Here is a 26,678-nt window from a genome sequence, read left to right as displayed (position 1 = left end):
CTTTTTTTTTTTCCCCGCCCACCCCCCTTATATACTTTTTTCTTTCAACACTTTCCCCCCCCCGGTGGTTGTTCCTTTGTGTTCGACGGCATGCCGTCGAACCCCCCTGGGTAACGGGTGAGCGGCGCACTTCGACTGCGCCGCTCACCCGGGGTGCAGCGGAGTTGCGAGTCGAACTAGCAGATCACGAGGCTGACGGTGGAGTGCGCGCCGCAGCCCAGCAGGGACAGGCCGGAGGCGGAGGTGCTGCCGCCGCCACCGCTGCTGCTGCCGCCCGACGCCATCGCGTTGGAGGCGGCCTCGGGGGTCTCCAGGTCCTGCAGGTCGAGGATGAAGTCCATGGTGGTAACTCCTTGGTCGGGGGGACTGGATCGGGGTACTGCTACCGACCCGCGAGGGCCGGGGCTTTGAGGAACGGCAACATCGGGGTGCCGTTCGCGAGGGTGCCGAGCGCCAGGAGCACGCCCGCCCCACCGGTGTTCAGGTCCATCGACAACCGCCGGAGCTGGATGCCGGGGAACGCCAGTCCGCCCTGGTAGGGGATGGCGTGCCAGGAGAGCGAGGCGAGGTGCCGGTCGATCGCGCGCCGGGGCCCGCCGGTGTGCACGAGGGTGGCCAGCAGACCGGCCCGGCCCAGCATCAGCGCGGGCTGGATGACGAACTCGCCGGTCGTGGCGCTGAGCAGGTCCGGCAGCTTCTCCAGCACCGGCAGGTCCGGCTCGACCAGGCGGAACTCGTTGAGCACCAGGGCGATGCCCGCGCTGCCGGTGCCGACGTAGGGCAGGGTGCGGGCGGTGCCGTCCCGGACCTGCGTCGAGCCGTCCAACGCGATCATCGTCTCGGCCAGGTCGCGCTCCAGCGCCTTGACGCCCACGTCCAGCCAGTGCCGGTCGCCGGTGCGCTCGAACAGGCGCAGGAACAGCAGCGCGGGACCGGACCAGCCGTGGTCCAGGCCCGCGCGGGCCTTGTCACCGGGCGGCTCGACGTTCGCCAGCGCGGTGTCCAGGCGCTCGGCCAGCTCGAGCGCCTGCTCGGCGTAGGTCTCGTCGTCGCGCGTGCCGGCGAAGTGCAGCAGGTTGAGCGCGATGCCCGCGAGGCCGGAGCCGAGACCGTGGTCCTCGGTGTCGGGCACCATCGCGGCGTAGGAGCGGACCAACTCGCCCGCGAGGTCGTGGTGGCCGAACTCCTCCAGCACGTACGCGATGCCGTGGGCGCCGCTGAAGAAGCCGGGCTCCTTCGGCGGGTCGCGGCGCACGGCCTCCAGCAGCCACCGCTCGTGGTCGGGGAACCGGCCCTGACCCGTGACGTCCAGCGCGTGCAGCACGCCCGCCGCGCCGTAGCCGAAGGTGGCCCCGCCGGTCTCGAACTGCTCCACGTCACCGGGGAACAGCCGGTCGTCGCGCTGCGGGGTGGCGCTGGCCAGGATCGCCGCCGCGACCATCTTGAGCACCACCGGCAGCTCCGGCTCCGGCGCGTCCAGCGCGGTCGTGGGCGACTCGGTCGGCGGGTCGACGCGGCGCTCCATGCCGGCGAGGATCTTCGCGCAGTACTCGTCGGACAGGCCGAACCGGCGCCGGACGAAGTCGACGTGGGTCCGCAGCTTCACCGGCGCGAGTTCGAGGATGGTGATGAGCGGCAGGAAGACGTACAGGCGCAGCGCGGCGAGGGCGTGCTCGTCGATCTCGAAGCCGCTGCGGTCCGGCGGCGCCTGGAAGCCCGGCGAGCCGAGCGTGGGCTTCTTGTCCTCCTCGACGCGGAACGCCAGCTCGAAGTCGATCAGCGAGATGGAGTCGTCGTCGTCCACCAGGATGTTGAGCGGGTGGAGGTCGCAGAACACCAGGCCGCGGGCGTGCACGTCGCCGATGATCCGCTCGACGTCGGCGATGATCTTCAGCGCGCGCTCGGTGTAGGCGGCGACCGCCTCGTCGGAGACCTCGTGGTGGGTGAGCGGGTAGTGCTGCCCGAGCCACTGGCCGAGCGGGCGACCGGGCACTTCGGACATGGCCATGAACTCGTGCTCCCACGCCGTGAAGCGCTCGAACACCTCGGGCACGCCCGGGACGCCCGCGACCAGCTCCAGCATCTCGTGCTCGCGGTGCAGGCGGGCGACCGCGTCGACGTTCAGCCGGTCCAGGCCCGAGTGCGGCCTGGCCTCCTTGAGCACCACCCGCCGGTCGTCGGACTTGCGGATCGCCTCGTACACGCCGCCGCCGTTGGAGAAGTGCAGCGAGCGGAGCACCCGGTAGGGGAACTCGTCCGCGCTGCCCGCCCGGCGCACGGCCAGGTGCTCCTCCAGGCACGCCGGGATCTTCACCCACTCCGGTGTCCAGAAAGTCGGCTTGCGCTGGTCGGGCACGAGCGTGCCGTCCGGGCCCTCGATGGCCAGCACGCGCTTGCCGTCCTTCTCCAGCCACTGCTCGACGAACCCGCCGTAGCGGACGAACAACGGGCCGGCGCCGTAGCGGAGGTCGCTCAGGATGTAGGCGCCCGGCTGGCCCCGGAGAATGTCGGACAGCTCCCGCAGCGTCGACTCCAGTTGGGACTCGTCGGCCGGGTAGATCGTGATGAGCTTGCCGCTGCCTTCACGGGGCGCGTACTTCGAGTTGCGGGCCAGCACGATGGACCTGGTGCGCAGGTACTTGAACGGGATGCGGCGGGCCACCAGGTACTCGTAGGACTTCAGCAGGACCTCGCCCGCGTTCAGCACGGTCGCCGAGACGTGGATCTTCCAGCCCTGCTTCGGCAGGGGCACGTCCCGCGGGTAGGTGTGCCGCCAGATGTTGCGGTCGCCCTGCGACCACCCCTCCGGCAGCGCCGGCAGCACCTGCGAGAAATCGTCGTCGGCGGTTTCCGCGTGGCTTTGGACGTCGTAGAAGAGACGGTCCGCGAAGCAGTACGCCTCATAGCGGAGATCCACCGGATTTCGCCTCCTTGCAATTTCTTCGACCGGCATATTCCCGCACGACGACGCCGGTGAAGCCAATCCACCATTTCGGGGGGTGTCGTCGTCCGTACGAGCTAATGAGTTTTCCTCGGATTGACACTGCCGGTGGACTCAGGTTCGCAAGGTTCACCCGATCGTCATGTTTGAGCACTCGATGCAGCGGAAACGGCAGGCGAACAACACCTAAACGAAACGCGATCGTTCATCGGTTTGCGGCGTGGCGACCTGGGGTTTTCTTCTTTGTCCGCTGAATTGCGGGTTCGGTCACGGACCGTTGTCGCGTCGTGGTCTGCGACGTTCGGACGCGATTTTTGCTCCGATGAACCCGCAAAGTGGTGGGAAAGGGGCTTCGGCTTCACGTCGTGACCATTGTCGGTAGCCGTGTCCGTCGGGTTGAACCGCATCGTTCGGGGCAACCGCTGGGCCGTACGGGTGGTTCCGGGCGCGGACGGGGGTTGTGGCACGCTCCTGAGGTGTCCGCGAGACTCGTGCTGCCCGCCGTGCTGCTGGTCGCCGCCGCGACGGCGGGCGTCGGCGTGCTGGCGCGCGAGGTCTACCAGCGGCCCGCGGTCGTGCCGGACGACGAGGTCGTGGCGACCGCTTCGGGGTCGTCGGAGCCCGTGCCGCGCAGCGCGCAGCCGGGCAGCGGCACGGTGCGGCTCAGCGCCGACGCGGCGCAGCACCCGGACGGCGAACGCGTGCGCGAGGTGCTCCAGCAGTTCTTCGACGCCATCAACGACCACGACTACGAGCAGTGGGCCAAGACCGTGACCGCGCACCGGGTGGGCCAGACGCCGAAGTCGCGGTGGCTCTCGGACTACGAGAGCTCGCGCGACGGGTCGATCCTGGTGCACCGGGTGGAGTCGGTGTCACCGACCAGGCTGCGGGTGCTCATGACGTTCACCAGCACGCAGGACGTCGCCAAGGCGCCCGCCGACCTCCAGGCCGACTGCATCCACTGGCGCGTGGTCTACCCGTTGCAGGTGGACCGCGACGCGCTGCGGGTCGACCTCGGCACCGAGGGCTCCACGTCCCAGTTCACCGCCTGCTGACACGGCGGTGGGGTCGCCCCCCGACGGAACGACCCCACCCACACCGGTCCCGCCTACAGCGGGATGTTGCCGTGCGCGCCCCGCCCGGCGGGCGCCGCCGCCAGGGCCTCCGCGAGCTTGCGCCGCGTCCGCGTCGGCTCCACGACCTCGTCCACCACACCGATCGCGATCGCGCGGTCCACGCCGCCCGCGATCCGCTCGTGCTCCGCCACGAGCTCGGCGTGCAGCGCCTCCCGCTCCTCGTCCGGCACGGCGGCCAGCTTCTTGCGGTGCAGGATGCCGACCGCGGCCTTGGCGCCCATCACGGCCACCTCGGCGATCGGCCACGCGAACACCGCCGTGGCGCCCAGCGACCGCGAGTTCATCGCGATGTACGCGCCGCCGTACGACTTGCGGGTCACCAGCGTCACCCGCGGCACGACGGCCTCGCCGAACGCGTGCAGCAGCTTCGCGCCGCGCCGCACCACGCCGTCCCACTCCTGGCCGACGCCCGGCAGGTAGCCCGGCACGTCCACCAGCACCAGCAGCGGCACGCCGAACGCGTCGCACATGCGCACGAACCGCGCCGCCTTCTCCGCCGACAGCGAGTCCAGGCAGCCGCCCTTGCGGATCGGGTTGTTCGCGATCACGCCGACCGTGCGGCCACCGAGCCGGCCCAGACCGACCACGATGTTCGCCGCCCACTTCGCCTGCAGTTCCTCGAACGAGTCGTCGTCCAGGATCGCGCGCACCAGCGGCTTGACGTCGTAGGCCCGCTGCGGCTGCTCCGGCAGCAGCGCGCGCAGGTCGTCGCCGTCGGGCACCGAGTGCAGGTCGAACACGCCCGGCTGGGCGAACAGGCCGGTGAGCCGCCGCGCCCGCCGGTAGGCGTCCGGCTCGTCGTCGGCGACCACGTGCACGACGCCGGACTTGCGCCCGTGCGCCTCCGCGCCGCCCAGCCCGTCCATGTCGATCTGCTCGCCGGTCACCGACCGGACCACGTCCGGCCCGGTCACGAACACCTTGCCGGCCGGGGCCATGATCACCACGTCGGTCAGCGCCGGGCCGTACGCGCCGCCGCCCGCCGCCGGGCCGACCACCACGGAGATCTGCGGCACCCGACCGGACGCCCGGATCATCGCGGCGAACATCCGGCCCATGCCGTCCAGCGACTCCACGCCCTCCGGCAGCCGCGCGCCGCCGGAGTGCCAGACGCCGATCACCGGGGTGCGCTCGCGCACCGCGATGTCGATCGCCTCCACGATGTGCCCGCACCCCTCGGACCCCAACGCGCCGCCCATGCGCGTGGCGTCGCTGCAGTAGGCCACGACCTTCGCGCCGTTGATCCGACCGCGCACGGCGACCATGCCGCTGCCGTCGCGGGGCCGCAGCGGCGCGATCGACCCCGGGTCGAGCAGTTGCGCGAGCCGGACCTCCGGGTCGCGCGGGTCGGTCCCGCCGTCCGCCCCGGGGTCCACCGGTCGGGCCGCAAGGGCAGTCATCGCGAAGCTCCTCGTGAGACGTCGGGCCCGGAGTGCTCAGGCCTGGGTGAAGACGAGCGAGACGTTGTGCCCGCCGAACCCGAACGAGTTGTTGACCGCGGCGATCAGGTCGATCTTGCGCGGCTCGCCGGTGACGACCTCCAGCTGCACCTTCGGGTCCTGGTTCTCCAGGTTCAGCGTCGGCGGCACGATGCCGTCGCGGACCGACAGCAGCGTGGTGATCGCCTCCACCGCGCCCGAGGCGCCCAGCAGGTGGCCGTGGTTGCCCTTGGGCGCGGTCAGCACCGGGTGGTCTCCCACCGCCCGGCGCACGGCCTGCGGCTCGATCACGTCGCCCACCGGGGTGGACGTCGCGTGGCAGTTGACGTGGCCCACGTCGGCCGGGTCGACGCCCGCGGTGCGGATCGCCTTCGCGATGGCCCGGGACTGCCCGATGCCCTCCGGGTCGGCCGCGGTAATGTGGTGGCCGTCGGAGCTGGTGCCGATGCCCGCGAGCCTGCCGTAGATCCGGGCGCCGCGGGCGCGGGCGAAGTCCTCGCGCTCCAGCACCATGATCCCGGCGCCCTCGCCGAGCACGAACCCGTCCCGGTTGACGTCGAACGGGCGCGACGCGCGTTCCGGGTCGTCGTTGCGGGTGCTCATGGTCCGGGCCTGGATGAACCCGGCCATGGTGATGGTGGTGATGCACGCTTCCGCGCCACCGGCCACGACCACGTCCGCCTCGCCCGACTTCAGCATCCGGTACGCCCAGGCCAGCGCCTCGGCGCCGGACGCGCAGGCCGACACCGGCGCGTGCACGCCCGCGCGGGCCTTCAGGTCCAGGCCGACGTGCGCGGCCGGGCCGTTGGGCATGAGCATGGGCACGGTCAGCGGCGACACCTTGCGCAGGCCCGACGCCTCGATCAGGTCGTCCTGGTCGAGCAGCGTCATCGCGCCGCCGATGCCGGTGCCCACCACGACACCGAGCCGCTCGGGGTCGACGTCGTCGTCGCCGAAGCCCGCGTCCGCCCACGCCTGGCGGGCGGCGACCACCGCGACCTGCTCGCAGCGGTCCAGCCGGCGCGCCTCGACGCGCGGCAGCACGTCGGTCGGCTCGACCGCGAGCGGCGCGCCGATCTTCACCGGCAGGTCGAAGCGCTCCACGAAGTCGGCCGTCAGTGCGCGCACGCCGCTGCGGCCGGCCAGGAGGGCGTCCCAGGTGGAGGCGACATCGCCACCGAGCGGGGTGGTGGCACCCAGCCCGGTGACGACGACGTCGTTGCTACTGGTCATGCGTTGCTGGCGATGTAGTTCACCGCATCGCCCACGGTCTTGAGGTTGGCCAGCTCGTCGTCCGGGATCTTCACGCCGAACTTGTCCTCGGCCTGCACGGCGATCTCCACCATGGACAGCGAGTCGATGTCCAGGTCGTCCACAAAGGACTTGTCAGCCGTCACGTCGGCCGCCTCGACACCGGCGACCTCCTCGACGATCTCGGCGAGCCCCTTCTGGATGTCCTCGTTGCTCACTGAAAATCCCTTCCTTCTTGCTTCGCCGGCTGGGTCGTCCCACCGGAGTCTGGAATAGCGGTCACGGCAGCCGGACGACCTGTCCCGCGTAGGACAGGCCGGCCCCGAAGCCGACGAGCAGCGCCACGTCACCGCTGCGCACCTCTCCCGCCGCGCGCATGTGGTCCAGCGCGAGCGGGATCGAAGCGGACGAGGTGTTGCCGGAGTCCACGATGTCACGAGCGATCACCAGGTCTTCGCGCGCACCCTTGGCGTGCAGGCGCTTGGCGATGGCCTCGACGATCCGCAGGTTCGCCTGGTGCGGCACGAAGACGTCCACGTCGGACACCTGCAGGCCGGCCAGCTCGACCGCCTTGAGCGCGATCGGCGCGATCTGGGTGGTCGCCCAGCGGAAGACCGACTGGCCCTCCTGGAAGATGAACGACGCGCGGTCCTTGACGTGGATCATGTCCACCAGGTCGCCCGCGCTGCCCCACGACACCGGGCCGATGCCCGGCTCGTCGGCCGCGCCGACGACCGCCGCGCCCGCGCCGTCCGCGAAGATGATCGCGGTGGACCGGTCGTCGGCGTCGACCCAGTCGGTCAGCTTCTCCGCGCCGATCACCAGCACGTGCTTCGCCGTGCCCGCGCGGACCAGGTCGGAGGCCGTGCCGAGGGCGTAGCAGAACCCGGCGCACGCGGCGTTCAGGTCGAACGCGGCTGCGGCCTTGATCCCGATCCGGTCGGCGACCTGCGCCGCCGCGTTGGGGATCTGGGACGGCATGGTGCAGGTGGCCACGATGACCGCGCCGATGTCCGACGGCGACAGCCCGGCGTCGGCCACGGCCTTGGCGCCCGCCTCGACCGCCATGTCCACCAGCCGCTCGTCGGGCTTGGCGATCCGGCGGTTGACGATGCCGACCCGGTCCCGGATCCACTCGTCCGAGGTGTCCATGCGCAGGCTGAGGTCGTGGTTGCTGACGATCGTCTCGGGCTGGTAGCTGCCGAGGCCGAGGATGCGGGTGCCGATCGAGCCGGTGGGGACCGAGAAGGTGGTCACTCGGCCACCTCCGCCGGTGTCGCGGTGATCATCTCGACGACCTGGTCGAGCTGGTCGGGGGTCTTGAGGCCCAAGGTGGGTGTGCCCTTCAGTTCGCGCTTGGCCAGGCCGGTCAACGCGCCCGCCGGCGGCAGCTCCACCACCGCGGTCACGGCGCGCCCGGCCAGGGTTGCCTGGCAGGCGTCCCACCGCACGGGGCGGGTCACCTGGGAGATCAGTCGGCTCAGCACCTCGTCGCCGTCGGAGACCACGGCGCCGTCGGCGTTGGACAGCAGCGGCAGCCCGGGGTCCTTCGCCACGATCCCGGCGGCACGGGCGCGCAGCGCCTCCTCGGCGGGGGCCATGTAGTGGGTGTGGAACGCGCCCGCGACCTTCAGCGTGCGGATCTTCGCGCGGGCGGGCGGCTGCTCGACCAGCGCCTGCAGCGCCTCCAGCGGGCCGGCGGCCACGATCTGGCCCGCGCCGTTGCGGTTCGCGCCGACCAGGCCCAGCTCGTCCAGGCGGGCGAGGACCTCGTCCTCGTCGCCGCCGAGCACCGCGGCCATGCCGGTCGGCGTCAGGGCGCAGGCGGCGGCCATCTCGGCGCCGCGCACGGCGGCCAGCGCCACGGCGTCGTCGGTGCTCAGCACGCCCGCGATGGCGGCGGCGGCCAGCTCGCCGACGGAGTGGCCGCCGACGATCGTGTCGGCGGGCAGCTCGACGCGGCGGCGCAGCTCCTCGTAGGCCAGCAGGGCGAGCGCCACCACCAGCGGCTGGGTGACGGCGGTGTCCTTGATCTCGTCCGCGTCCGCCGTGGTGCCCAGCCGGGCCAGGTCGAGACCGGTCGCCTCGGACCACGCGGCGACGCGCTCGGCGGCACCCTCGACGTCGAGCCAGGGGGTGAGCATGCCGGGTGTCTGGGACCCCTGTCCGGGGGCGAGGAGCGCGATCACCCGCTCACTGAACACGGTCGCGGCGGTTTCCGGTGATGTCGCCACGGACGAAACCCGAGACCAAGCGTTGTAGGGTGTCTACAAATGTGACTCGGAGATGAACGTAGAACGACCTTGCGTGTTGTCGATGAGCCCCCAAACCGGACATGCGTCGTGCGTCACACCCGGTCGAGGTCACCACAACCCGCGGGCGCGGGCGAGCCGCCCCACGGACAACGCGACCCGCAGCACCAGGGCGTCACGGGGGTCGTTGGCGTTCCTCCCGGTGAGCTCGGTGGCCCGCTTGAGCCGGTAGCGGACGGTGTTCGGGTGCACGAACAGCTTGCGCGCGCACGCCTCCAGCACCCCGCCCACTTCGAGGAACGTGTCCACGGTCTCCAGCAGCGCGCCGCCCGCCTCCTCCAGCGGCCGGGCCACCCGGTCCACCAGCTGCCACTCCGCCTCCGGGTCGCCCGCCAGCGCCCGTTCCGGCAGCAGGTCCAGCGAGCGCACCGGCCGCGGCGCGCCGGGCCACCCCACCACCGCGCGCAGCCCGGACAGCGCGTCGCCGGCGCTGCGGTGCGCGTCGGCCAGGCTCGTCACGGTCGGCCCCGCCACCACCGGGCCGGGGCCGAACGCGTCGGACATCCGGACCAGCGACTCGCCCCGCTCCGTCTCGCCGCCCAGCACCACCACGAGCCGCGAGCCCTGCACGCTCAGCAGCACCGGCCGCCCGATCCGGGCCGCCCGGCTGCGCACCTCGAACACCACCGCGGGCGGGTCGTCCGACGGCGGGTTGCCCACCAGCACGGTCGCCTCCGCCGCCGGGTCCCAGCCCAGCGCGGTGGCCCGCGACAGCAGCGACTCCTCCGCGTCGCCACGCACGATGCCGTCCACGACCAGCGCCTCCAGCCGGGCGTCCCACGCGCCGCGCGCCTCGGCCGCCGCGGCGTAGGAGGTGGCCGCGGAGAACGCGATCTCCCGGCCGTACCGCAGCACGCCCTCGGTCAGCAACGCGCGCTCGGCCTCGCTCTCGGCCAGCCTCGGCAGCAGCTCCTCGAACAGCTCCAGCGCGATCCGCACCAGCTCCACGGTCTGCCGCAGGCTCACCCACCGCGAGATGTCCTTGGGCGCGGAGCGGAACGCCTCGGCGGTCAGCCGGATCGCCTGCTGCGGGTCGTGCAGCCAGGACACGAACCCGGCGACGCCGTTCTGGATCAGCAGCAGCACACCGGCCCGCTGGTCGGCGGGCATCCGCCGGAACCACGGCAGGCGCGCCTCCATCTCGGCCACGCTCGCGGCGGCCAGGTCGCCCGACGCCCGTTGCAGGGTCCGCAAGGTGGCCCGCGACAACGCGGTTGAGCTGGTCATACCGCACACGATCGCACGGGCGGCGGAGGCCGACACCAACGAGTGACTCATCCTGACGCTGCGCGCTGATCGTCCTACCGTCGGTGGCGTTCTGACCGGCTCGTTCGGGAGGGTGCCGTGCGCAGGTACATGTCAGTCGGACTGGTGGTCGCCACCGTGCTGGCGACGGTGGTCACGCCGTCGTTCGGGACGGCGCGCAGCGATCCGCTGGCGGAGTTCCACTCGCAGCCGCTCACCTGGTCGCCGTGCAAGCAGGCATTGGAGTGCGCCGAACTGGTCCTGCCGCTGGACTACGCCCGGCCGCAGGCGGACCGGATCTCGCTCGTGATCAGCCGGCGCAAGGCCGCCGACGCCGCGCGCAGGCGGGGCGTGCTGGTGCTCAACCCCGGCGGTCCGGGCGGCTCGGGCCTGGGCATGCCCGCGTTCCTGGCCAACAGCGAGGTGGCCCAGGTCTACGACCTGATCGGGTTCGACCCGCGCGGCGTCGGCGGCTCGACCGCCCTGACCTGCCGCACCGTGCCCGCGCTGGCCTCGCTCGACACCCGGCCGGCCGACTCGGAGTTCCCGAAGTGGGCCGCCGAGGCGCAGGCGGCCGAGGACGCGTGCCACCGCGCCGCCGGCGGCATCCGGCCGTTCATCAACACCGCGAACACCGCCCGGGACCTCGACGTGGTGCGCGCGGTGCTGGGCGAGGAGAAGATCAACTACCTGGGCTACTCGTACGGCACCTACCTCGGCGCGGTGTACGGCAGCCTGTTCCCCGCGCGGCTGGACCGCAGCGTGCTCGACTCGGCCGTGCACCCGGAGTGGATCTGGCGCGAGCAGTTCATGGAGCAGGCGGTGGCGTACCGGCGCAACGTCGAGGCGTGGGCGGAGTGGGCCGCGCGGCACCACGACCGGTTCGCGCTCGGCGCGACCGCCGCGGAGGTGCTGGGCACCGTCGAGGGCGTCGCGGCGTCCCTCGCGGTGAAACCGGTCGGCGAGTCGAACCGGACCCGCTTCGACTCGGCCGTCGGCGTCGGCGCGCGTTACCGTCCACTGTGGTCCGACCTGGCCGCGGTGGTGGCCCAGCTGCGCGCCGGCGAGCCGTCCGAGGCGGGCGCGCTGATGTCCGGCGAGGCGGACAAGGACCTGGTCTCCGGCGTGTTCAACACGGTCACGTGCGAGGTGGACTGGCCGACCGACCTGGAGACCTACTACGAGGACATGAGGGTCTTCCGCGACCGCTACCCGTACGGCTTCGGCGTGCTGCGGGCGGCGCCGACCACGTGCGCGTTCCGCCGGTTCACCCCGCCCGAGCCGGCGGTGGAGCTGAAGCGCGACGGTTACCCCGTCGGGGTGATCGTGCAGGCCGAGGGAGACACCCAGACGCAGTACGAGAGCGGGCCGGCGCTGGCCGAGCGGCTGCGGCACAACCTGGTCACCGTGCGGGACGAGGGCAAGCACGGCCTGTACGGCAGCGGCAACGCGTGCGTCGACCGCGTGGTCAACCGGTACCTGGTGCGGGGCGTGCTGCCCGGCAGCAGCACGTCGTGCCCCGGCGACCCGCGGCCGGACGTGGGCGCGCCGTCGTCGGCCCTGCACGTGAAGGCTTATTTGGACGGTCGCGGCCTGGCGGCGTGGTTCTGACACCGCGGCCCCACCACGCGAAAACGCCCGGCGCGAGAACCTCGCGCCGGGCGTTTCCCTCTCCCCGGTCCCCACCGGTGATTCCACTCTGGACTGCCGGCGCGGGAACCGCCACGCCAGTCACCCTTTCGTGCCACCACTTCAGGTTGCCGGGTGATGCCGGCTGAGAAACGATCCCGACAAGCGAGAAGCGAAGGAGGGCCGTCGTGGGCTCCCAGATCACCGATGGACTCGGGCAGGCGTGGGCGATGATCGCCACGTTCGTGCCGAAGCTCCTGGGCTTCCTGGTCGTGCTGCTGATCGGCTGGCTGATCGCCAAGGCCCTGGCGAAGGCCGTCGGGTTCCTGCTCAAGCGGGTCGGGTTCGACCGGCTCGTGGAGCGGTCGGGCCTGGGCGGGGCGATGTCGCGCTCGCCGATCGACGCGTCCAACCTGATCGTCAAGCTCGTCTACTACTTCGTGCTGCTGATCGCGTTGCAGCTCGCGTTCGGCGTGTTCGGCACCGGGAACGCGGTGAGCGCCCTGCTCAACGACGTGATCGCGTACCTGCCGCGCATCGTCGTGGCGATCGTGCTGGTGCTCGTGGCCGCCGCGATCGGCAAGGCCGTGCGCGGCCTGGTCACCGGCGCGCTGGGCGAGCGGCCGTACACCCGGGTGCTGGGCGGCATCACGTACGGCTTCATCGTCGCGCTGGGCGTCATCGCGGCGCTCAACCAGCTCGGCATCGCCGTCGCGGTGACCATGCCGGTGCTGATCGCGGTGCTGGCCACGGTCGGCGGCGTGATCGTGATCGGCGTCGGCGGCGGCCTGGTCCGGCCGATGCAGCAGCGCTGGGAGGGCTGGCTCAACCGGATCCAGGAGGAGTCGGCGCACATCACCCCGGCGCCGCGCCGGTCGCAGGAGCCCGTGACGGCCGCGGCGCGGGCCGCCCGCTCGGGCCCGGCGGACCCGCCGACCCCGCCCGCCGGGATGCCGATCCCGCCGCACATCGAAGGCCGCTGACCCCGTTCGTGCGGACAGGCCCCCGTCCGGCAGGTGCCGGGCGGGGGCCTGTCGCTGTCCGAGCGTTGAATTCAGGGGTCCCGAACGTAGGACTCACGGGTCCTGAGCGTTCGACTCACGCGTTCTGAACGTAGGACACGCGCGTTCTGGGAGTAGGACACGCGAGTTCCGGAGGGAGGACACGCGGGGGTCAGTGGAGTGCGCGCAGGACGTCGGCCCAGCTCACGTAGACGAAGCCGGTGGTCGGCAGGTCGCCCTCGGCCGGGGTGCGCTCGCCGTCGTGCACGACCAGCAGGCCCCGCGGGTAGGCCGGGCCGAGGTCGGCCGTGACGACCTGCGCGCCGTCGGAGTGCTCGACCGAGTCCACGCGCCGGCCCGCGCCCACGACGAACTCGCCCGCGTACCGGTTGCGGCCGGTCCGCTCGTAGGCCACGAACCGCGAGTCGCCCTGGCTGGACGCGATCAGGTACCCGTCGCCGATGGTCAGCCCCTCCGCGTCGGCCACCAGGTGCCGGCCGCCGAAGCCGGGGTCCGCGCCCGAGACGGCGCACTCCTCGGTCTCCGGGTCGTAGGTCTGCGGCACCCCGAACGACCGCACCTCGTCCACGAGCACGGGCGTGCCGAACCCGGTGGCCCGCAGCGGCACGCGCCAGATGCCGACGTCCTCCTGCGCCGCGTACAGCACGCCGTGCTCGGAGTCCACCACCATGCCCTCCAGCTGCGGGCCCTCACCCGGCTCGCCGCACGGCGTCCAGGAGGTGCCGTCGGGCAGCCGGAACGACGAGGGCAGGTCCAGCGTCGCCACCACCGACGTGCCGACCGAGCCGGACGGCCCGGCCGTGACGCGCAGCAGCGCCACCCTGGTCTCGTTGCGCCGGTTCGTCACGACCACGGGCGTGCGGCCGACGAACCCGGCCGCGAGCCCGTAGGCCGTGTGCTGGTCGTCCACCTCCTCCTCCGAGGAGGAGAAGACCGGCCGCGCGCCGGGGTCGGTCACGTCCCGCACGACCGCCGCGCCCGCCGCCGCGCCGCGCCCGTCCAGCTCGAACACCCGGATGCGGTCCCGGCCGCGGTCGCTGACGAACGCCAGGTCGCGCGTCCGGCCGCCGACGGGCACCCGGCTCAGCACGTCCACGTTGTTGAACCGGCCCGGCTTGGCGTCCGGCGTCGGCGCGGCGGGCGCCGGGTAGGTGCCCAGGGTGCGGCCGGCCAGGTCGAACGCGGCCAGCCCGCCCTCCTTCAGGGTGCCCAGCACGACGCTCTGCCGGGCCGAGCGCGGGTGCACCCAGATCGCCGGGTCGTCGGCGTCGGCGTTGGCCGGGGCCGCGGCGGGGTCGTCGACGAACGCGCGGGTCTGGGTGACCGGCACGACCTCGGCCGGACCGGGGGAGGAGGCGAGCAGCAGCGGCGCCACCGCGGCGGCCAGGAGCACGATTCGCATTCGGCGCAAGCTAGCGGCCGCCGGTGTACCGGGGCTGAAGTCGAGGTGACCACCGGTGCGCGGGGTTCTCGATTCTTGCCCTTTGTGCCGTTGATCACCCCGGGAACAGGCGGGCGCGCCATGATGTTCCGACGCGATGAGAGACATGCGCTCCGGGGCTCGGTGGAAATCCGAACCGGCGGTGACAGCCCGCGACCCGCCCACCAGGGCGGCTGACCCGGTGGAATTCCGGGGCCGACGGTGAAAGTCCGGATGGGAGGCGCGCGTGCCGTTGGCTTGCCATGCCCCGGGACGGCCTGTCGGGGATGGAGGACGCGGTGCACGTCTTGGTGGAGCAGGGCTTCACGGTCTTCGGCCAGAAGGTCTCCTGGGCCGAGTTCGTCGGGCAGGTCTTCGCGCTGGTGGTGGTGTACCTGGCGCAGAAGCGCACGCTGTGGACCTGGCCCGTGCAGCTGGTCTCGGTCACGCTGCTGTTCGTGGTCTACGTGTCCGCGCAGCTCGGCGGCACGGCGGCGCGGCAGGTGGTGATCGCGCTGATCACCCTCTACGGCTGGTGGGCGTGGACGCGGCGGCGCGACCCGGTGTTCGGCGTGGTCGTCCGCAAGGGCACCGCCAAGGAGCGGGTGGCCGTGGTGGTCGCGTTCGTCCTCGGCACGGTCGGCTTCGCGCTCGTGCTGGACGCGTTGAACGCCTCGTGGGCGCCGTGGCCGGACGCGGCGATCTTCGTCGGCACGGTGCTCGCGTTCACCCTCCAGGGGGTCGGCCTGGTCGAGTTCTGGCTGGTGTGGCTCGTGGTGGACGCGATCGGCGTGCCGCTGCAGATCCAGTCCGGCCTGTACTTCAGCGCCGCCGTCTACACCGTCTTCGCGGTGCTGGTGATCCGCGGCTGGATCGACTGGAACCGGGCCGCGAAGCAGAGCACGGCGCAGCTCGGCGCGGCCACGACCTGACCCGGCGCCGGCCCCTGCTCGGTCACACCGTGACTTGACGCCGCCCCTGCTCGCGCGGCCACGACCTGACCTGGCGTCGCCGCGCCGTGACTTGACGGCCGCGCCTGCCCGGCGCGGCCGCGACCGGGCCTAACGCCGTCCCTGCTCGGCCCTGGACAGCTCCTCCGCGAGCTGGTCCAGGGACTCGTCCACGGAGTCCGGCCGCTCCAGCACGTGGTGCAGGCTCTCCTGCATCACGCTGGTCAGCTCGTCGTAGTGCGGCGACGGGCGCCGGACCCGGGCGTCCAGCAGGCTGTCCCGCAGCGCGGGCGACACCAGGCCCGGCTCGTCGTACAGCGCCCGGAGGGTGGGCGCGAACCCGGCGCGCCGGGCCATCAGGCGCTGGTTGGCCTCGCCGGTGACGAATTCGATGAACTTGCGGGCGGTCTTCTGGTTCGCCGAGCACCGGGACACGGCCAGGTTCCAGCCGCCCAGCGCGCTCGGGCCGGGCAGCGCCACCGCGGCCCACTTGTCGGCGACCCGCGACTCGCCGCCGGCCAGCCGCGGCCCCGCGAACGGCCAGTTGCGCAGGAACAGCGCCCCGCCCGACTGGAACTCCTTCAGGGACGTGTTCTCGTCGTACTTGAGCGCCTCGCGCGGGATCCAGCCCTGCTCGATGCCCTCCGCCAACGCCCGCACGCCGGCCTTCGCCTCGGCGGAGTCCGGGTGCTCCAGGTCGCCGCCGTGCGCCCAGATGGCCTCGGCGGCGTTCACGGTCAGGCCCTCGTAGCGGCTGAGCTGGGCCACGTAGCCCTTGAGCCCGTACCGGGGCGCGACCTCGGTCGCCTGCCGCCTCAGCTCCTCCCACGTGGTCGGCGGCCGCAGCCCTTCGCGGTCGAGCACGTCCTTGCGGTAGTAGAGCAACCCGGCGTCGCTGCGCCACGGGACCGCCCACACCCCGCCGTCGGGCGAGGCCGCCGTCCGGACCGCCTCCCCCAGCATCCGCTCGACCCCGAACTCCGCCGGGTCGAGCGGGACGAGGTGCCCTGCGGCGCCGAACGCGGCCGTCCACACCACGTCCACGGCCATCACGTCGTAGCAGTCCGGGCCGCCGCTCGCGTCCTCCAGGTCCTGGGCGCGGGCGGTCAACTGGGCGCGGTGCCCGTCGGTGGTGGTCGGCATCTCCACGAACGACACGTCCTCGTGCCGGCTGGCGGTCGCGTTCCACCGCCGCACCAGCTCCCGCACCTGCTGGCCCTCGGTGGTGTCGCGGCCGTCCACGAAGGTGATCGGGCCCTCGCCCTCCTCCGCGTCGTCCACCACCGGGGTCGCGCAGGCCGCCAGCAGCACGAGCAGCGGCACCAGCACACGGATCACGTCACCCTCCCCACGCCGCGCGGGCCACGTCGTCCAGGGCCTCCCCCTGGCGCTGAGACGGCCCCGGAACGTTCCTGTCGACGATCTGGTGGCATGTGCCGCCGTGGGCCTCCGCGACGGCGTGGAGGGCCGTTGAGGGCGCGCACGCGCCGTCCGTGAAGCCGACCGCCACCACGTGGACGGGACCGGACATGGCCCGCGCGATCGCGGGGACCGGCGTCCGCGCCGCGAGCACCACGACGTGCACGCCGCGCGCGACGGCCTCCTCGGCCAGGCCCTCCGACAGCGGCAGGTCGGGGACCACCCGGTCCTCGGGGCCGGCCAGCAGCGCCACCTGCCGGAGGAACGTGTTCGCGTCCGCCGAGCCGTCGCCGACCAGGCCGATCACCCGCGCCCGGCTCGCGCGCTCCCACGCCGCGCGCACCGCCGTCGCGTCCGGCACGACCGGCAGCAGGCGCGGCCGCCCCGGGCGCACGCCCAGCCCGGGGTCGGCGCCGACGTTCCAGGCCACGTCCCGGAACCGCGCCCGCCGGAACTGCTCCTGGGCCTGGTCGGAGCGCAGGTACTCGAGGAACCGGTCCACGATCCGCTGCCGCCGCTCGTTGCGCGGCCGCTCCGGCCGCTCGATCTCCACGAACGGGTGGTTCAGCTGCAACGTGCCGTCGGCCGGGTACAGCACCCGGCAGCCTTCGGTGTCGGCCACCGCCTTCTCCGAGCCGACCACCGTCACGTCGCCCACGCACGGCTCGTCGGCGGTGGACGCGCGGGTGATCTCGTGCAGCCTGCGCGGCACGTCCGCCGCGTCCAGGTCCAGCCCGCCGAGCCTGCCGTGCGCCAGGGCCGCCGCGGCCAGCACCCCGACCCCCGAGGACGGGTCCACCGAGGCGTGCCGCCCGGAGTAGTCCCACCGGAAGTCGCCGTCCGGCGCGATCCGCCCGGCCAGCTCCTCCGACGCGCCCAGCACCACCGGCGACACCGCCACGCTGTCGCGCGGGCGCAGCCGCACGTCGGTGCGGTCCCGCAGGCGCGCCTCCACGGCGCGGACCTCGGCGTCGCTGTCCGGCAGCCACACGTGCGGCTCGGGGCCCACCGCGGTCAGGTCGCCCGTCGCCCAGCCCTGGCCGAGCGCCTGCGCGGCCCGCTGGTCGGTCGACGGCCCGCTGAAGACCAGCGCGTTCAGCTCCTTGCACTGCAGCTCGTTGTGCGGGCCGGTGGTGTCCTCGAACGCCAGCGCGAGCGAGCGGACGACCTCCTCCAGCTCGTCGGACACCAGCACGTTCAGCTGGACCGGGGGCGGGCAGGGCGGCACGGCGGCGGGCGCCGAGCCCGCCGCGTTCGTCACGCCGACCACCAGCAGCGGCAGCACCAGCAGCAGGGGCGCCAGGCGCGGCTTCGGGAGCCTCGGCCGCGGCGCGCGGTCGGGTGGCGCGGGCGGCGGGGGAGGGGCCGGCTCGGGCGCGGCGGCGTTCGGCAGGTGCAGCCAGGCGTGCCCGCGGACCTCCTTGACCTCCACGTCCACCCGGCGGAACGAGCCCGGGTCCATCGCCGGGTCGGGTTCCACCACGTCGGCGTAGAACCGGTCGGACACGATCAGCGCGAACAACCCCGTCGAGCGCTCCAGCGCGTCGCGCAGCGGCCGGGAGTCGAGCAGCCGGAACGCCAGCGTCACCGCCTCGCCGACCACGCCCTCGTCGTCGTGCTGCACCTCGCCCGCCGTGATGGCCATCCGCAGCCGCATCAGCGCGTCCTCGGTGCGGGTGGCGTTGTACCGGCGCAGCTCGCCGTGCAGGGCGTGCACCAGGCCGTCGGCCACCCGGCTCTTGGGCACGTCGGGCGGCACGAGCACCAGCACGCCGTCGCCCCGGTCCTCGTGGTAGGCCGCCGACCAGTCCAGCCCGCAGTCCTCGAACGCCGCCGCCAGCGCCGCGTACAGGCCGCGCCGGATCGCGCCCTGCGGGATGAGGGACCTCCGGCTGAACGCGGACACGTCCACGACCACGACCGTGCGGTGCACCGCGTGCTGCGGCTGCGGCCCCATCCGACCCCTCGTTGGAACGCCGGGTTTCTGCGTCAAGTCTATGGGGCGGATCACATCCCGCAGCGGGAACGCGCAGATTTCCGCTGGTCGGCCGCATTAGTGCGGAAACGCCCCGGGGCGGTCACACCACCGTGTGACCGCCCCGGGGTCCGCCGATCAGGCCAGGCCGGCGTCCGTGGTGGACGGGCCGGCCGCGCCGACGTCGTCGATCTTGTACTGCCGGGCGGCCTGCACGACCAGCGACTGCTGGACCTCGCCGCGCTTGGCCAGCGCCGCCAGCGTGGCGACCACGATCGACTCGGCGTCGACCAGGAAGTGCCGCCGCGCCGCCGGCCGGGTGTCGGAGAACCCGAACCCGTCCGTGCCCAGCGTGGTCATGTCCGTCGGCACGTACGGCCGGATCAGGTCCGGCACGGCGCTCATCCAGTCGGACACCGCCACCACCGGGCCCGCCGCGTCGGCCAGCGCCTGCGTCACGTACGGCACGCGCGGCTCCTGGTCGGGGTGCAGCAGGTTGTGCCGGTCGACCTCGACCGCCTCGCGCCGCAGCTCCGAGTACGACGTCGCGGACCACAGGTCGGCCTGCACGCCCCACTCCTCGGCCAGCATCTGCTGGGCCTTGACCGCCCACGGCATCGCCACGCCGGACGCGAGCAGCTGCGCCCGCGGCCCGCTCTGCGCCGGCGCCGACCGGTACCGGTACAGGCCCTTGAGCAGGCCCTCGACGTCCAGGTCCGCGGGCTCGGCCGGCTGCTGGTACGGCTCGTTGTAGACGGTGATGTAGTAGAAGATGTTCTCGGCGTTCTCGCCGTACATCCGCCGCAGGCCGTCCCGGACGATGTGCGCCACCTCGAACGACCACGCCGGGTCGTACGCCACCACCGCGGGGTTGGTGTGCGCGAGCAGCAGCGAGTGCCCGTCCGCGTGCTGGAGGCCCTCGCCGGTCAGCGTGGTCCGGCCGGCCGTCGCGCCCAGCACGAAACCGCGCGCCATCTGGTCCGCCGCCGCCCACAGGCCGTCGCCGGTGCGCTGGAACCCGAACATCGAGTAGAAGATGTAGATCGGGATCATCGGCTCGCCGTGCGTGGCGTAGGACGTGCCCGCCGCGGTGAACGACGCGGTCGAGCCGGCCTCGTTGATGCCCTCGTGCAGGATCTGGCCCTGCTCGCTCTCCTTGTAGGCGAGCATCAGCTGGGCGTCCACGGACGTGTACATCTGCCCGTTGGGGTTGTAGATCTTCTGCGCCGGGAACATCGAGTCCATGCCGAACGTGCGCGCCTCGTCCGGGATGATCGGCACGATCCGGCCGCCGATCTCCGGGTCCTTGGCCAGGTCGCGGACCAGCCGGACGAACGCCATCGTGGTGGCGACCTCCTGCTTGCCCGAGCCCTTGCGCACCACGTCGTAGACCTTGTCGCCGGGCAGCACCAGCGCCTTGGACTTGGTCCGCCGCTCCGGCACGAACCCGCCGAGCTGGCGGCGCCGCTCCAGCAGGTACTGGATCTCCGGGGCGTCCTTGCCGGGGTGGTAGTACGGCGGCAGGTACGGGTCGAGGTCCTTGTCCGCGATCGGGATGCGCAGGCTGTCCCGGAAGAGCTTCAGGTCCTCGTGGGTCATCTTCTTCATCTGGTGCGTGGCGTTGCGCGCCGCGAAGTGCGGGCCCAGGCCGTAGCCCTTGATGGTCTTGGCGAGGATGACCGTCGGCTGGCCGTGGTGCTCCACCGCCGCCTTGTACGCCGCGTAGACCTTGCGGTAGTCGTGGCCGCCGCGCTTGAGGTTCCACACCTCGTCGTCGGACATCGGCGCGACCAGCTCCTTCGTCCGCGGGTCGCGGCCGAAGAAGTGCTCCTTGACGTACGCGCCGTCATTGGCCTTGTACGTCTGGTAGTCGCCGTCCGGCGTGGTGTTCATCAGGTTGACCAGCGCGCCGTCGCGGTCGGCGTGCAGCAGCGCGTCCCACTCGCGGCCCCAGATGACCTTGATGACGTTCCAGCCCGCGCCGCGGAAGAACGCCTCCAGCTCCTGGATGATCTTGCCGTTGCCGCGCACCGGGCCGTCGAGGCGCTGCAGGTTGCAGTTGACCACGAAGGTGAGGTTGTCCAGCTGCTCGTTCGCCGCCACCTGGAGCAGGCCGCGCGACTCCGGCTCGTCCATCTCGCCGTCGCCGAGGAACGCCCACACGTGCTGGTCGGACGTGTCCTTGATGCCGCGGTCGTGCAGGTAGCGGTTGAACCGCGCCTGGTAGATCGCGTTCATCGGGCCGAGGCCCATGGAGACGGTCGGGAACTCCCAGAAGTCCGGCATCAGCCGCGGGTGCGGGTACGACGGCAGGCCGCCGCCCGGGCCGGCGTGCGAGAACTCCTGGCGGAAGCCGTCGAGCTGCTCGGCGGTCAACCGGCCCTCGAGGAACGCGCGGGCGTACACGCCGGGGGAGGCGTGGCCCTGGATGAAGACCTGGTCACCGCCGCCGGGGTGGTCCTTGCCCCGGAAGAAGTGGTTGAAGCCCACCTCGTAGAGGCTGGCCGACGACGCGTAGGTCGAGATGTGGCCGCCCACGCCGACGCCGGGCCGCTGCGCGCGGTGCACGGTCATCGCCGCGTTCCACCGGATCCAGGCCCGGTAGCGGCGCTCCACCTCCTCGTCGCCGGGGAACCACGGCTCGCGCTCGGTGGGGATGGTGTTGACGTAGTCCGTGCTGGTCAGCGAAGGGACACTGACGTGGCTCTCCCTGGCCCGCTCGAGCAGCCGCAGCATCAGGTAGCGGGCGCGCTGCTGCCCGCCGCCCTTGAGCGCGGCGTCGAACGACTCCAGCCACTCCGCGGTCTCCTCCGGGTCGATGTCGGGGAGGTGGGCGGCCAGACCGTCACGGATGACGCGTACCCGCTCGGGGGTGTTCTGCGGGGCCAAGGGATCTCCTCGTTCCGGGGTCTTCTCGACTCCCATCGTCGCCCGCCGGTCACGCTCCCGTCACCTCTACCGGTGAGTAATTCTGGATCGTGTCCCTCGCGCGCGCGAATAGGAGGTGTGTCGAGCTTGCCTCATGCCGTTCGGCGGCCGCACCGGGGGGTACCCGATGCGGCGTGTCTTGGCCGTTACGGTTGCGCGTGGCGGGGCTGACAGTGTTCGCTAGCCGCGACTGGTAGTGACATCGCGCGGCAGTCGTACCCGGCTGCCGCTCTTGTGTACTTGGAGGAGTGGAAGCCGTGGTCGCCGCGGAAGACGCCGGCAAGATCGGTGTCGCCGACAGGCTCGGGATCGACCCGGGCAGCGTGGTCCAGGAGATCGGCTGGGACGAGGACGTCGACGACGACCTCCGTGCCGCGATCGAGGAGCGGGTGGGCGGTGATCTGCTCGATGAGGACTCCGACGAAGTCGTGGACGTGGTCCTGCTCTGGTGGCGCGAGGAGGACGGCGACCTCGCCGACGCCCTGATCAACGCCACGACGGCGTTGGCCGACGACGGCGTGATTTGGGTGTTGACGCCCAAGACCGGCCGGGCCGGTCACGTCGAGCCGAGCGACATCGCCGAGGCCGTGTCCACCGCGGGGCTCGCCCAGACCTCCAACATCACGGTGAGCGCCGACTGGTCCGCGACCAGGCTCGTCTCCCCGAAGTCGGTCAAGACGAAGCGCTGACCACGACGGGCCGCCGACCGCCCATGCCCTAGGCTCGACGGCGGGCTCCCCGATCGGGTGGAGCCCGTTCTTCGGGTTGTCCGCGGTCAGCGGCGTACTGTGGAGGGTTGCATGGTCGAGGTCGGCGCTCAGGCCCCGGACTTCACGCTCAACGACTACAACAAGCAGCCCGTGACGCTCTCCTCGTTCCGCGGCGAGCGCAACGTGCTGCTGGTGTTCTACCCGTTCGCGTTCAGCGGCATCTGCACCGGCGAGCTGTGCCAGGTGCGCGACGAGCTGGCCGTGTACGAGGACGAGAACGTGCAGGTCATCGGTGTGTCCGTGGACACGCCGTTCAGCCTGAAGGCGTGGGCCGCCCAAGAGGGCTACCAGTTCCCGCTGCTGTCCGACTTCTGGCCGCACGGCGAGGTCGCCCGGACCTACGGCGTGTTCAACGAGCAGGCGGGCCTGGCCAACCGCGGCACGTTCCTGATCGACACCGCCGGCGTGGTCCGCTACGCCGAGGTGAACGCACCCGGCGAACCGCGCGACCAGGAAGCGTGGAAGAAGGCCGTGGCCGCCCTGGCCTGATACCTTCCCGGCGCCGGCCGTCCGCCGGCGCTTCGGGGGCGCGTAGCTCAGCGGAAGAGCACTCGGTTTACACCCGAGCGGTCGCAGGTTCGAATCCTGCCGCGCCCACTGCGCCGGTCCGGCGGTGCAACCCCGGACCCCGTCGGGGCGGTCGCCCCTGGCCCCCACGTCGTCGGGCTCCACTCCGGCGCTTCGCCCTGCGAACCCCGCCGGGGTGGCCTCCTCTGGTCCCGTCGTCCGCCGCCGGGCACGTGCCGATCAATCGGCGTGGAGCCGGCCGTCGCACGGCGAAAAATGGGATCGGTCGCCTCTCCCCGGACTGGGTGCTCGTTTTCCCGCGGGCATTGCGGCAGGCCTTCCGGGTCGGAATAGCGGCCCCGTCCCGTGGAATTCGTGCACTCTTTGGGGTGTTGGTGTGGCCAGTGCCACATAAATGCGGAAGTTCCCGCCGTCCGCGTTGCTAGCCTCGTCATTCGCGCTGGTCAGGGGGTGGGACGTGGGCTGGCGGTTCGCTCGTGGATTTGTGCCGGGGTGAGCGGTGGTCGCCTCGGTGGCATCGGTGTCCGGGATGCGGACCCAGGTCGTGGCAAGTGCCCGCGACGCCTTCGTCGCGGGGCGGGACATCCACTTGAGCGGCGTTCCGCCGGCCGGTCCCCTTTACGACCGGACCCGACCGGTCTTCGTCCAGTACCTCAACCCGGAGATCCTGCACTGCTACGGCTTCCCCCTTCGGCGCGGGCAACCGCAGTTGACCACCGAGCAGGCGTTGCACGCGACGCGCCTCGCCGTGCTGGCGACCGACGCGAACCTGGTCATGCCCGCCTCCTACCTGTTCGAGGTGCCGGGCATCCCGAGCCTCCTGGAGCGGCTGCGCGACCTGGTCGCGCTGCGCCAGGTCGCCTACTGCGCACCGACCCCGGACGTGATGCGGTACGGCGAGCGGAAGGCCGCCGAGTACCGCGCGGACCCGGAGAACCCGTACGTGACCCCGCTGTCCCTTGCCCTGGCCCGGGACCTGGTCTGGAGTCCTCGCGGGGCCGGCTCGACCGCCGACCACATCGCCTGCCGGTGGGACGCGGCCCTGGGCCGCGACGGGGAGCTGGGTCGACTGGCGTCGAGCCTGGCCAGGCACTGGCCACCGGGGCACCGGGAGCCGGAGGGCGAGCTGCGGGCCGTGCCCGAGAGGCTGGGGGAGCAGGCGTTCGTCACCCGGTTCGTCGCCCGGGCGATCCCGACCCGCCCGCACCCGGAGGAACTGGCGCGCATCGGCTGGTTCGTCTCCCGTGCCTACCTGTCGAGCTACCTGCACGACCTCGACGCCACCATCCTGCGCGACTTCCCCTTCGGCGGGCTGTCCTGCGGCGTGGAGCAGGACCCGGGCGTGTCCGCCGTGTCCGCGCGAGCCCTGGACCTCGCGCTCCACTGGCTCGGGTTGGCCGACTTCGTCCACGTCACCGCCTCGTGGGCCGAGTTGGTCCACCTGCGGTCCACCCCGGAGTTCGGCTCGATCGCCGTGGCGAGCCAGTCCCCGGATCGGATGGAAGGTCTGCGCCGGGCGGTGGTGCGCTCACGCGCTTTCCGGCCGGCCGAGGTGAAATCCCTGGCTCAGGCGGAGTCCGCCGTCCGAACCGCGGCGGACTCGCTGCACGCATGACCGGAACGGGAGATCGATGATCATTTCGGTGTACTGCTCGGGCTCCATCGCGAAGGGCGAGGGCGATGAGCGGAAGCTGTGCTGGACCGACCTGGAGCGCGAGCAGGTCCGGGAGGGCGCCCACCCGCTGGAGGTGGTGTTCCTGAACCCGGACGACCCGATCACCGATCCGACCAACGTGCTCGGGCAGTTCGGCCGGGACATGTACCAGGTGCTCACGGCGTCCGCGGTGGTCGTGGACGCGCGCGAGCGACGTGGCCTGGGCATCGGGGTGGAGATGGCCGCCGCCGCCTCGCTGCGGACGCCGGTGATCGTGGTGGCGCCGCGCAACTCGAAGTACCGCCGGGACCACCTGGAGTACCGGGGCGCCCGCGTCAGCGACTACGTGCACCCGCACGTCGCGTCGCTGGCCCTGGAGGTGGTGGACGACTTCACCGGGGCCGGTGAGGCGCTGGGCAGGCTCCCCGGCGCGCCGCGCGACCCGGTCGTGCCCCCGGCCTGGTTGCGGGCGTCGATAGACGAGTACCGGGCCAACGTGCTGGCGGGCGACCGGCCCATGCTGGACGCCCTGCACCGGCTCGGCGTCCACCGGTGACGGCGCACCGCGATGCGCCCTGACGTGGGGGAGAGCCGGGTCCGCGCGGTCGGGCCCGGCCTCCACATCGTGGAGAACCGGCCGTTGGAGCGGGTCCTGTTCGAACGCGGGCTGATCGGCCTGCCCTACCGGAGGGCCTGCTTCGCCGCCAGCCGGCTGTTCGTGGCCCACTTGGCCGACGAACTCGCCGACGCGGCGGAGCTGGTGATCCTGAGCAAGGGACTGGCCTACCAACTCGCCGCCGCGGCCGAGTCCGTCGAGATCAACCTGCCGACGAACCTCGTCGCCACCTCGCGGGTGGACGTCGCGGCGGACGACGCCAAGATCGACGTCTCCTACGCCCGGTTCGACGCGGGCAGGCCCTGCCTCGTCGTCGGTGACACCGTCGCGTCGGGCGCCACGGTGGTCGCGGCCCTCGAGGCGTACCGGCAGGTGCACCGCCTCGAACGGCTCTTCCTGCTGTCCTACGCGGGCAGCGCGGTCGGCGCCCGGCGCATCGCCGGGTTCTGCGCCCGGATCGGGGTCGAGTGCACGATCCTGTACGGCCTGGCCGTGTTCGGCCTGAGCGCGAACGGGTTCGACCTGTCGTTCAACCACCCCGACACCGTCACCGCGGACGTCTACCGGGAACGGGCCCGGCGGCTCTACGGCGACCGGCAGGTGTCGGGGGTCGGCTGGGACTTCGGGGCGCAGTTCATGGCGCCGGACAAGTACCGCGAGCTGTCGTGGCTGGAAGCACGCGCGCACGGCTTGTTGGACAGCCCGGAGTTCTCGTTCGCCCGCGAACCGGTCGACCTCGCCTCGCTCGCGCGCGAGTCAGCGGCGTTCGGCGACGTGGTGGACCTGCCCTGAGAGCGCCGCCAAGGCGGCGCGGACCACGCGCTCGACGCGGGCGGTCGCGTCCACTTCGACGTAGGGCCACCGTTCGGCGAAGGCCCGGGCGACGTCCGCGGCCCTCCGGGCGTGGGTCGACAACCGCGTCCGGGCCTCGTGCGCGGTGTCCTGGGCGCGCTCGTTGCGGCGGCGGATCCGGTCGATCGACACCGCCGCCGGCACGTGCAGCCCCAACCCGAGCACGTCCGCGCCCGGCAGTCCGGCGGCGTCGAGCACGGCGGGGATGGCCAGGCACTGCTCCACCGTCCGGGGGAACCCGTCGAAGACGAGGCCGGTGTGGCGACCGCGCCCGACCTCGCGCCGCACGATCCGGCAGTACAGCGCCACCGGCATCGTCTCGTCGCGGGACAGCCGGTCGGCGACGTCGCGCCCGATCTCGGTGTCCTCCTCGGCGGTGCGCCGCAGCACGTCGCCGCTCAGGAACTCCGCGCACCGCAGGCGCTCGGCCAGGTGCCGGACCACCGTGCTCTTGCCCGCTCCGGGAGCGCCGACGACGAACACGACCAGGGGCGCGGGGTCGGCTGATCGCACGGTGCCATCGAACCACCGGCGGGCGGTGAAGTCCGTCGCCTGATCAGGTGGCTGTGATCAAGGTGCGCCGGCCGGTCC

Annotated in this window: 22 protein-coding genes, 1 tRNA gene and 1 riboswitch; of the genes, 10 read left to right on the top strand and 13 right to left on the bottom strand. The window is 72.4% G+C overall.

All coding sequences use genetic code 11. The annotated features are described in order from the left end of the window. Window positions 1-176: 176 nt before the first annotated feature. A complete protein-coding gene (locus tag ACWEFJ_RS27365) occupies window positions 177-341 on the bottom strand; it encodes a SapB/AmfS family lanthipeptide (RefSeq protein WP_378097873.1) in 165 nt (54 codons plus the stop codon). 41 nt (window positions 342-382) lie between these two features. Continuing rightward, the gene (lanKC, locus tag ACWEFJ_RS27360) at window positions 383-2,917 is read right to left on the bottom strand and encodes a class III lanthionine synthetase LanKC (RefSeq protein ID WP_449715454.1); all 2,535 of its coding nucleotides are present in this window, start codon (window positions 2,915-2,917) and stop codon (window positions 383-385) included. A gap of 500 nt (window positions 2,918-3,417) precedes the next feature. Between lanKC and ACWEFJ_RS27355 the strand changes: the two genes are divergently transcribed. Then, the gene (locus ACWEFJ_RS27355) at window positions 3,418-3,996 is read left to right on the top strand and encodes a hypothetical protein (RefSeq protein WP_449715453.1); all 579 of its coding nucleotides are present in this window, start codon (window positions 3,418-3,420) and stop codon (window positions 3,994-3,996) included. A gap of 53 nt (window positions 3,997-4,049) precedes the next feature. On the opposite strand, the gene ACWEFJ_RS27350 is transcribed toward ACWEFJ_RS27355, so the two are convergent. The 6 genes from ACWEFJ_RS27350 to ACWEFJ_RS27325 form a co-directional block, all read right to left on the bottom strand. After that, window positions 4,050-5,477 carry an acyl-CoA carboxylase subunit beta gene (locus ACWEFJ_RS27350; protein ID WP_378097864.1) on the bottom strand — a complete coding sequence of 476 codons (1,428 nt, stop codon included), beginning with the start codon at window positions 5,475-5,477 and terminating at the stop codon, window positions 4,050-4,052. A 36-nt stretch (window positions 5,478-5,513) separates the two neighbouring features. Then, window positions 5,514-6,749, bottom strand: coding sequence for a beta-ketoacyl-[acyl-carrier-protein] synthase family protein (locus ACWEFJ_RS27345; protein WP_449715452.1), 1,236 nt, complete (start codon window positions 6,747-6,749; stop codon window positions 5,514-5,516). Next, complete coding sequence (locus ACWEFJ_RS27340) at window positions 6,746-6,985, bottom strand: acyl carrier protein (RefSeq protein ID WP_053720023.1); 240 nt, start codon at window positions 6,983-6,985, stop codon at window positions 6,746-6,748. The genes ACWEFJ_RS27345 and ACWEFJ_RS27340 overlap by 4 nt, the downstream gene beginning before the upstream one ends. 61 nt (window positions 6,986-7,046) lie before the next feature. Next, window positions 7,047-8,024, bottom strand: coding sequence for a beta-ketoacyl-ACP synthase III (locus ACWEFJ_RS27335; protein WP_378096739.1), 978 nt, complete (start codon window positions 8,022-8,024; stop codon window positions 7,047-7,049). Next, window positions 8,021-8,971, bottom strand: coding sequence for an ACP S-malonyltransferase (locus ACWEFJ_RS27330; RefSeq protein ID WP_449715451.1), 951 nt, complete (start codon window positions 8,969-8,971; stop codon window positions 8,021-8,023). Before ACWEFJ_RS27330 ends, ACWEFJ_RS27335 begins: the two co-directional genes overlap by 4 nt. A 159-nt stretch (window positions 8,972-9,130) precedes the next feature. Beyond that, complete coding sequence (locus ACWEFJ_RS27325) at window positions 9,131-10,306, bottom strand: PucR family transcriptional regulator (RefSeq protein ID WP_378096733.1); 1,176 nt, start codon at window positions 10,304-10,306, stop codon at window positions 9,131-9,133. 129 nt (window positions 10,307-10,435) lie between these two features. Here ACWEFJ_RS27325 and ACWEFJ_RS27320 point away from each other — a divergent pair, with 129 nt between their 5' ends. Together ACWEFJ_RS27320 and ACWEFJ_RS27315 are read left to right on the top strand one after the other, a co-directional pair. After that, the gene (locus ACWEFJ_RS27320; RefSeq protein WP_378096730.1) at window positions 10,436-11,935 is read left to right on the top strand and encodes an alpha/beta fold hydrolase; all 1,500 of its coding nucleotides are present in this window, start codon (window positions 10,436-10,438) and stop codon (window positions 11,933-11,935) included. A 206-nt stretch (window positions 11,936-12,141) separates the two neighbouring features. Further along, a complete protein-coding gene (locus ACWEFJ_RS27315) occupies window positions 12,142-12,936 on the top strand; it encodes a membrane protein (protein ID WP_449715450.1) in 795 nt (264 codons plus the stop codon). A 190-nt stretch (window positions 12,937-13,126) separates the two neighbouring features. On the opposite strand, the gene ACWEFJ_RS27310 is transcribed toward ACWEFJ_RS27315, so the two are convergent. After that, the gene (locus tag ACWEFJ_RS27310; RefSeq protein WP_449715449.1) at window positions 13,127-14,377 is read right to left on the bottom strand and encodes a phytase; all 1,251 of its coding nucleotides are present in this window, start codon (window positions 14,375-14,377) and stop codon (window positions 13,127-13,129) included. Between the two features lie 144 nt (window positions 14,378-14,521). Then, a riboswitch (FMN riboswitch) is annotated at window positions 14,522-14,645 on the top strand. Window positions 14,646-14,694: 49 nt separating this feature from the next. Here ACWEFJ_RS27310 and pnuC point away from each other — a divergent pair. Beyond that, the gene (gene pnuC / locus ACWEFJ_RS27305; RefSeq protein ID WP_378096722.1) at window positions 14,695-15,327 is read left to right on the top strand and encodes a nicotinamide riboside transporter PnuC; all 633 of its coding nucleotides are present in this window, start codon (window positions 14,695-14,697) and stop codon (window positions 15,325-15,327) included. Between the two features lie 129 nt (window positions 15,328-15,456). On the opposite strand, the gene ACWEFJ_RS27300 is transcribed toward pnuC, so the two are convergent. The 3 genes from ACWEFJ_RS27300 to aceE form a co-directional block, all read right to left on the bottom strand. Further along, complete coding sequence (locus tag ACWEFJ_RS27300) at window positions 15,457-16,683, bottom strand: extracellular solute-binding protein (RefSeq protein WP_449715448.1); 1,227 nt, start codon at window positions 16,681-16,683, stop codon at window positions 15,457-15,459. Between the two features lies 1 nt (window position 16,684). Then, window positions 16,685-18,721, bottom strand: a complete 2,037-nt coding sequence (locus ACWEFJ_RS27295) for a substrate-binding domain-containing protein (protein WP_449715447.1) — start codon at window positions 18,719-18,721, stop codon at window positions 16,685-16,687. 156 nt (window positions 18,722-18,877) lie between these two features. Beyond that, on the bottom strand, window positions 18,878-21,664 hold the full coding sequence (aceE, locus tag ACWEFJ_RS27290) for a pyruvate dehydrogenase (acetyl-transferring), homodimeric type (protein WP_449715446.1): 2,787 nt from the start codon (window positions 21,662-21,664) through the stop codon (window positions 18,878-18,880). A 260-nt stretch (window positions 21,665-21,924) separates the two neighbouring features. Between aceE and ACWEFJ_RS27285 the strand changes: the two genes are divergently transcribed. The 6 genes from ACWEFJ_RS27285 to ACWEFJ_RS27260 all read left to right on the top strand — a co-directional run bounded on the left by ACWEFJ_RS27285 (window position 21,925) and on the right by ACWEFJ_RS27260 (window position 26,027). Next, a complete protein-coding gene (locus ACWEFJ_RS27285; protein ID WP_378093752.1) occupies window positions 21,925-22,356 on the top strand; it encodes a DUF3052 domain-containing protein in 432 nt (143 codons plus the stop codon). 111 nt (window positions 22,357-22,467) lie between these two features. Continuing rightward, complete coding sequence (locus tag ACWEFJ_RS27280; protein ID WP_378093754.1) at window positions 22,468-22,926, top strand: peroxiredoxin; 459 nt, start codon at window positions 22,468-22,470, stop codon at window positions 22,924-22,926. Between the two features lie 36 nt (window positions 22,927-22,962). Then, a tRNA-Val gene (locus tag ACWEFJ_RS27275) sits at window positions 22,963-23,034 on the top strand. A 475-nt stretch (window positions 23,035-23,509) separates the two neighbouring features. Next, window positions 23,510-24,580 (top strand): hypothetical protein, encoded by a 1,071-nt coding sequence (locus tag ACWEFJ_RS27270; RefSeq protein WP_449715445.1) that lies wholly within the window; start codon window positions 23,510-23,512, stop codon window positions 24,578-24,580. Between the two features lie 16 nt (window positions 24,581-24,596). Further along, on the top strand, window positions 24,597-25,175 hold the full coding sequence (locus ACWEFJ_RS27265; RefSeq protein ID WP_449715444.1) for a hypothetical protein: 579 nt from the start codon (window positions 24,597-24,599) through the stop codon (window positions 25,173-25,175). Between the two features lie 12 nt (window positions 25,176-25,187). Next, window positions 25,188-26,027, top strand: a complete 840-nt coding sequence (locus tag ACWEFJ_RS27260; protein ID WP_449715443.1) for a hypothetical protein — start codon at window positions 25,188-25,190, stop codon at window positions 26,025-26,027. Here ACWEFJ_RS27260 and ACWEFJ_RS27255 read toward each other — a convergent pair. Beyond that, window positions 25,992-26,600: a nucleoside monophosphate kinase gene (locus tag ACWEFJ_RS27255; RefSeq protein ID WP_378093762.1), complete on the bottom strand. Its 609-nt coding sequence runs from the start codon at window positions 26,598-26,600 to the stop codon at window positions 25,992-25,994. The genes ACWEFJ_RS27260 and ACWEFJ_RS27255 overlap by 36 nt on opposite strands. Between the last annotated feature and the right edge of the window lie 78 nt (window positions 26,601-26,678).

The organism is Actinosynnema sp. NPDC004786 (assembly GCF_053601135.1).
This window is presented reverse-complemented; position numbering and strand designations above follow the sequence as displayed.

Excerpts from the sequence above, each read along its gene's own strand:
- ACWEFJ_RS27260 (WP_449715443.1), top strand. The coding sequence starts at position 25,188 with ATGCGCCCTGACGTGGGGGAGAGCCGGGTCCGCGCGGTCGGGCCCGGC.
- ACWEFJ_RS27295 (WP_449715447.1), bottom strand. The coding sequence starts at position 18,721 with ATGGGGCCGCAGCCGCAGCACGCGGTGCACCGCACGGTCGTGGTCGTG.
- ACWEFJ_RS27265 (WP_449715444.1), top strand. The coding sequence starts at position 24,597 with ATGATCATTTCGGTGTACTGCTCGGGCTCCATCGCGAAGGGCGAGGGC.
- ACWEFJ_RS27310 (WP_449715449.1), bottom strand. The coding sequence starts at position 14,377 with ATGCGAATCGTGCTCCTGGCCGCCGCGGTGGCGCCGCTGCTGCTCGCC.
- ACWEFJ_RS27365 (WP_378097873.1), bottom strand. The coding sequence starts at position 341 with ATGGACTTCATCCTCGACCTGCAGGACCTGGAGACCCCCGAGGCCGCC.
- ACWEFJ_RS27320 (WP_378096730.1), top strand. The coding sequence starts at position 10,436 with ATGTCAGTCGGACTGGTGGTCGCCACCGTGCTGGCGACGGTGGTCACG.
- ACWEFJ_RS27280 (WP_378093754.1), top strand. The coding sequence starts at position 22,468 with ATGGTCGAGGTCGGCGCTCAGGCCCCGGACTTCACGCTCAACGACTAC.
- aceE (WP_449715446.1), bottom strand. The coding sequence starts at position 21,664 with ATGGGAGTCGAGAAGACCCCGGAACGAGGAGATCCCTTGGCCCCGCAG.
- ACWEFJ_RS27325 (WP_378096733.1), bottom strand. The coding sequence starts at position 10,306 with ATGACCAGCTCAACCGCGTTGTCGCGGGCCACCTTGCGGACCCTGCAA.
- ACWEFJ_RS27345 (WP_449715452.1), bottom strand. The coding sequence starts at position 6,749 with ATGACCAGTAGCAACGACGTCGTCGTCACCGGGCTGGGTGCCACCACC.
- ACWEFJ_RS27350 (WP_378097864.1), bottom strand. The coding sequence starts at position 5,477 with ATGACTGCCCTTGCGGCCCGACCGGTGGACCCCGGGGCGGACGGCGGG.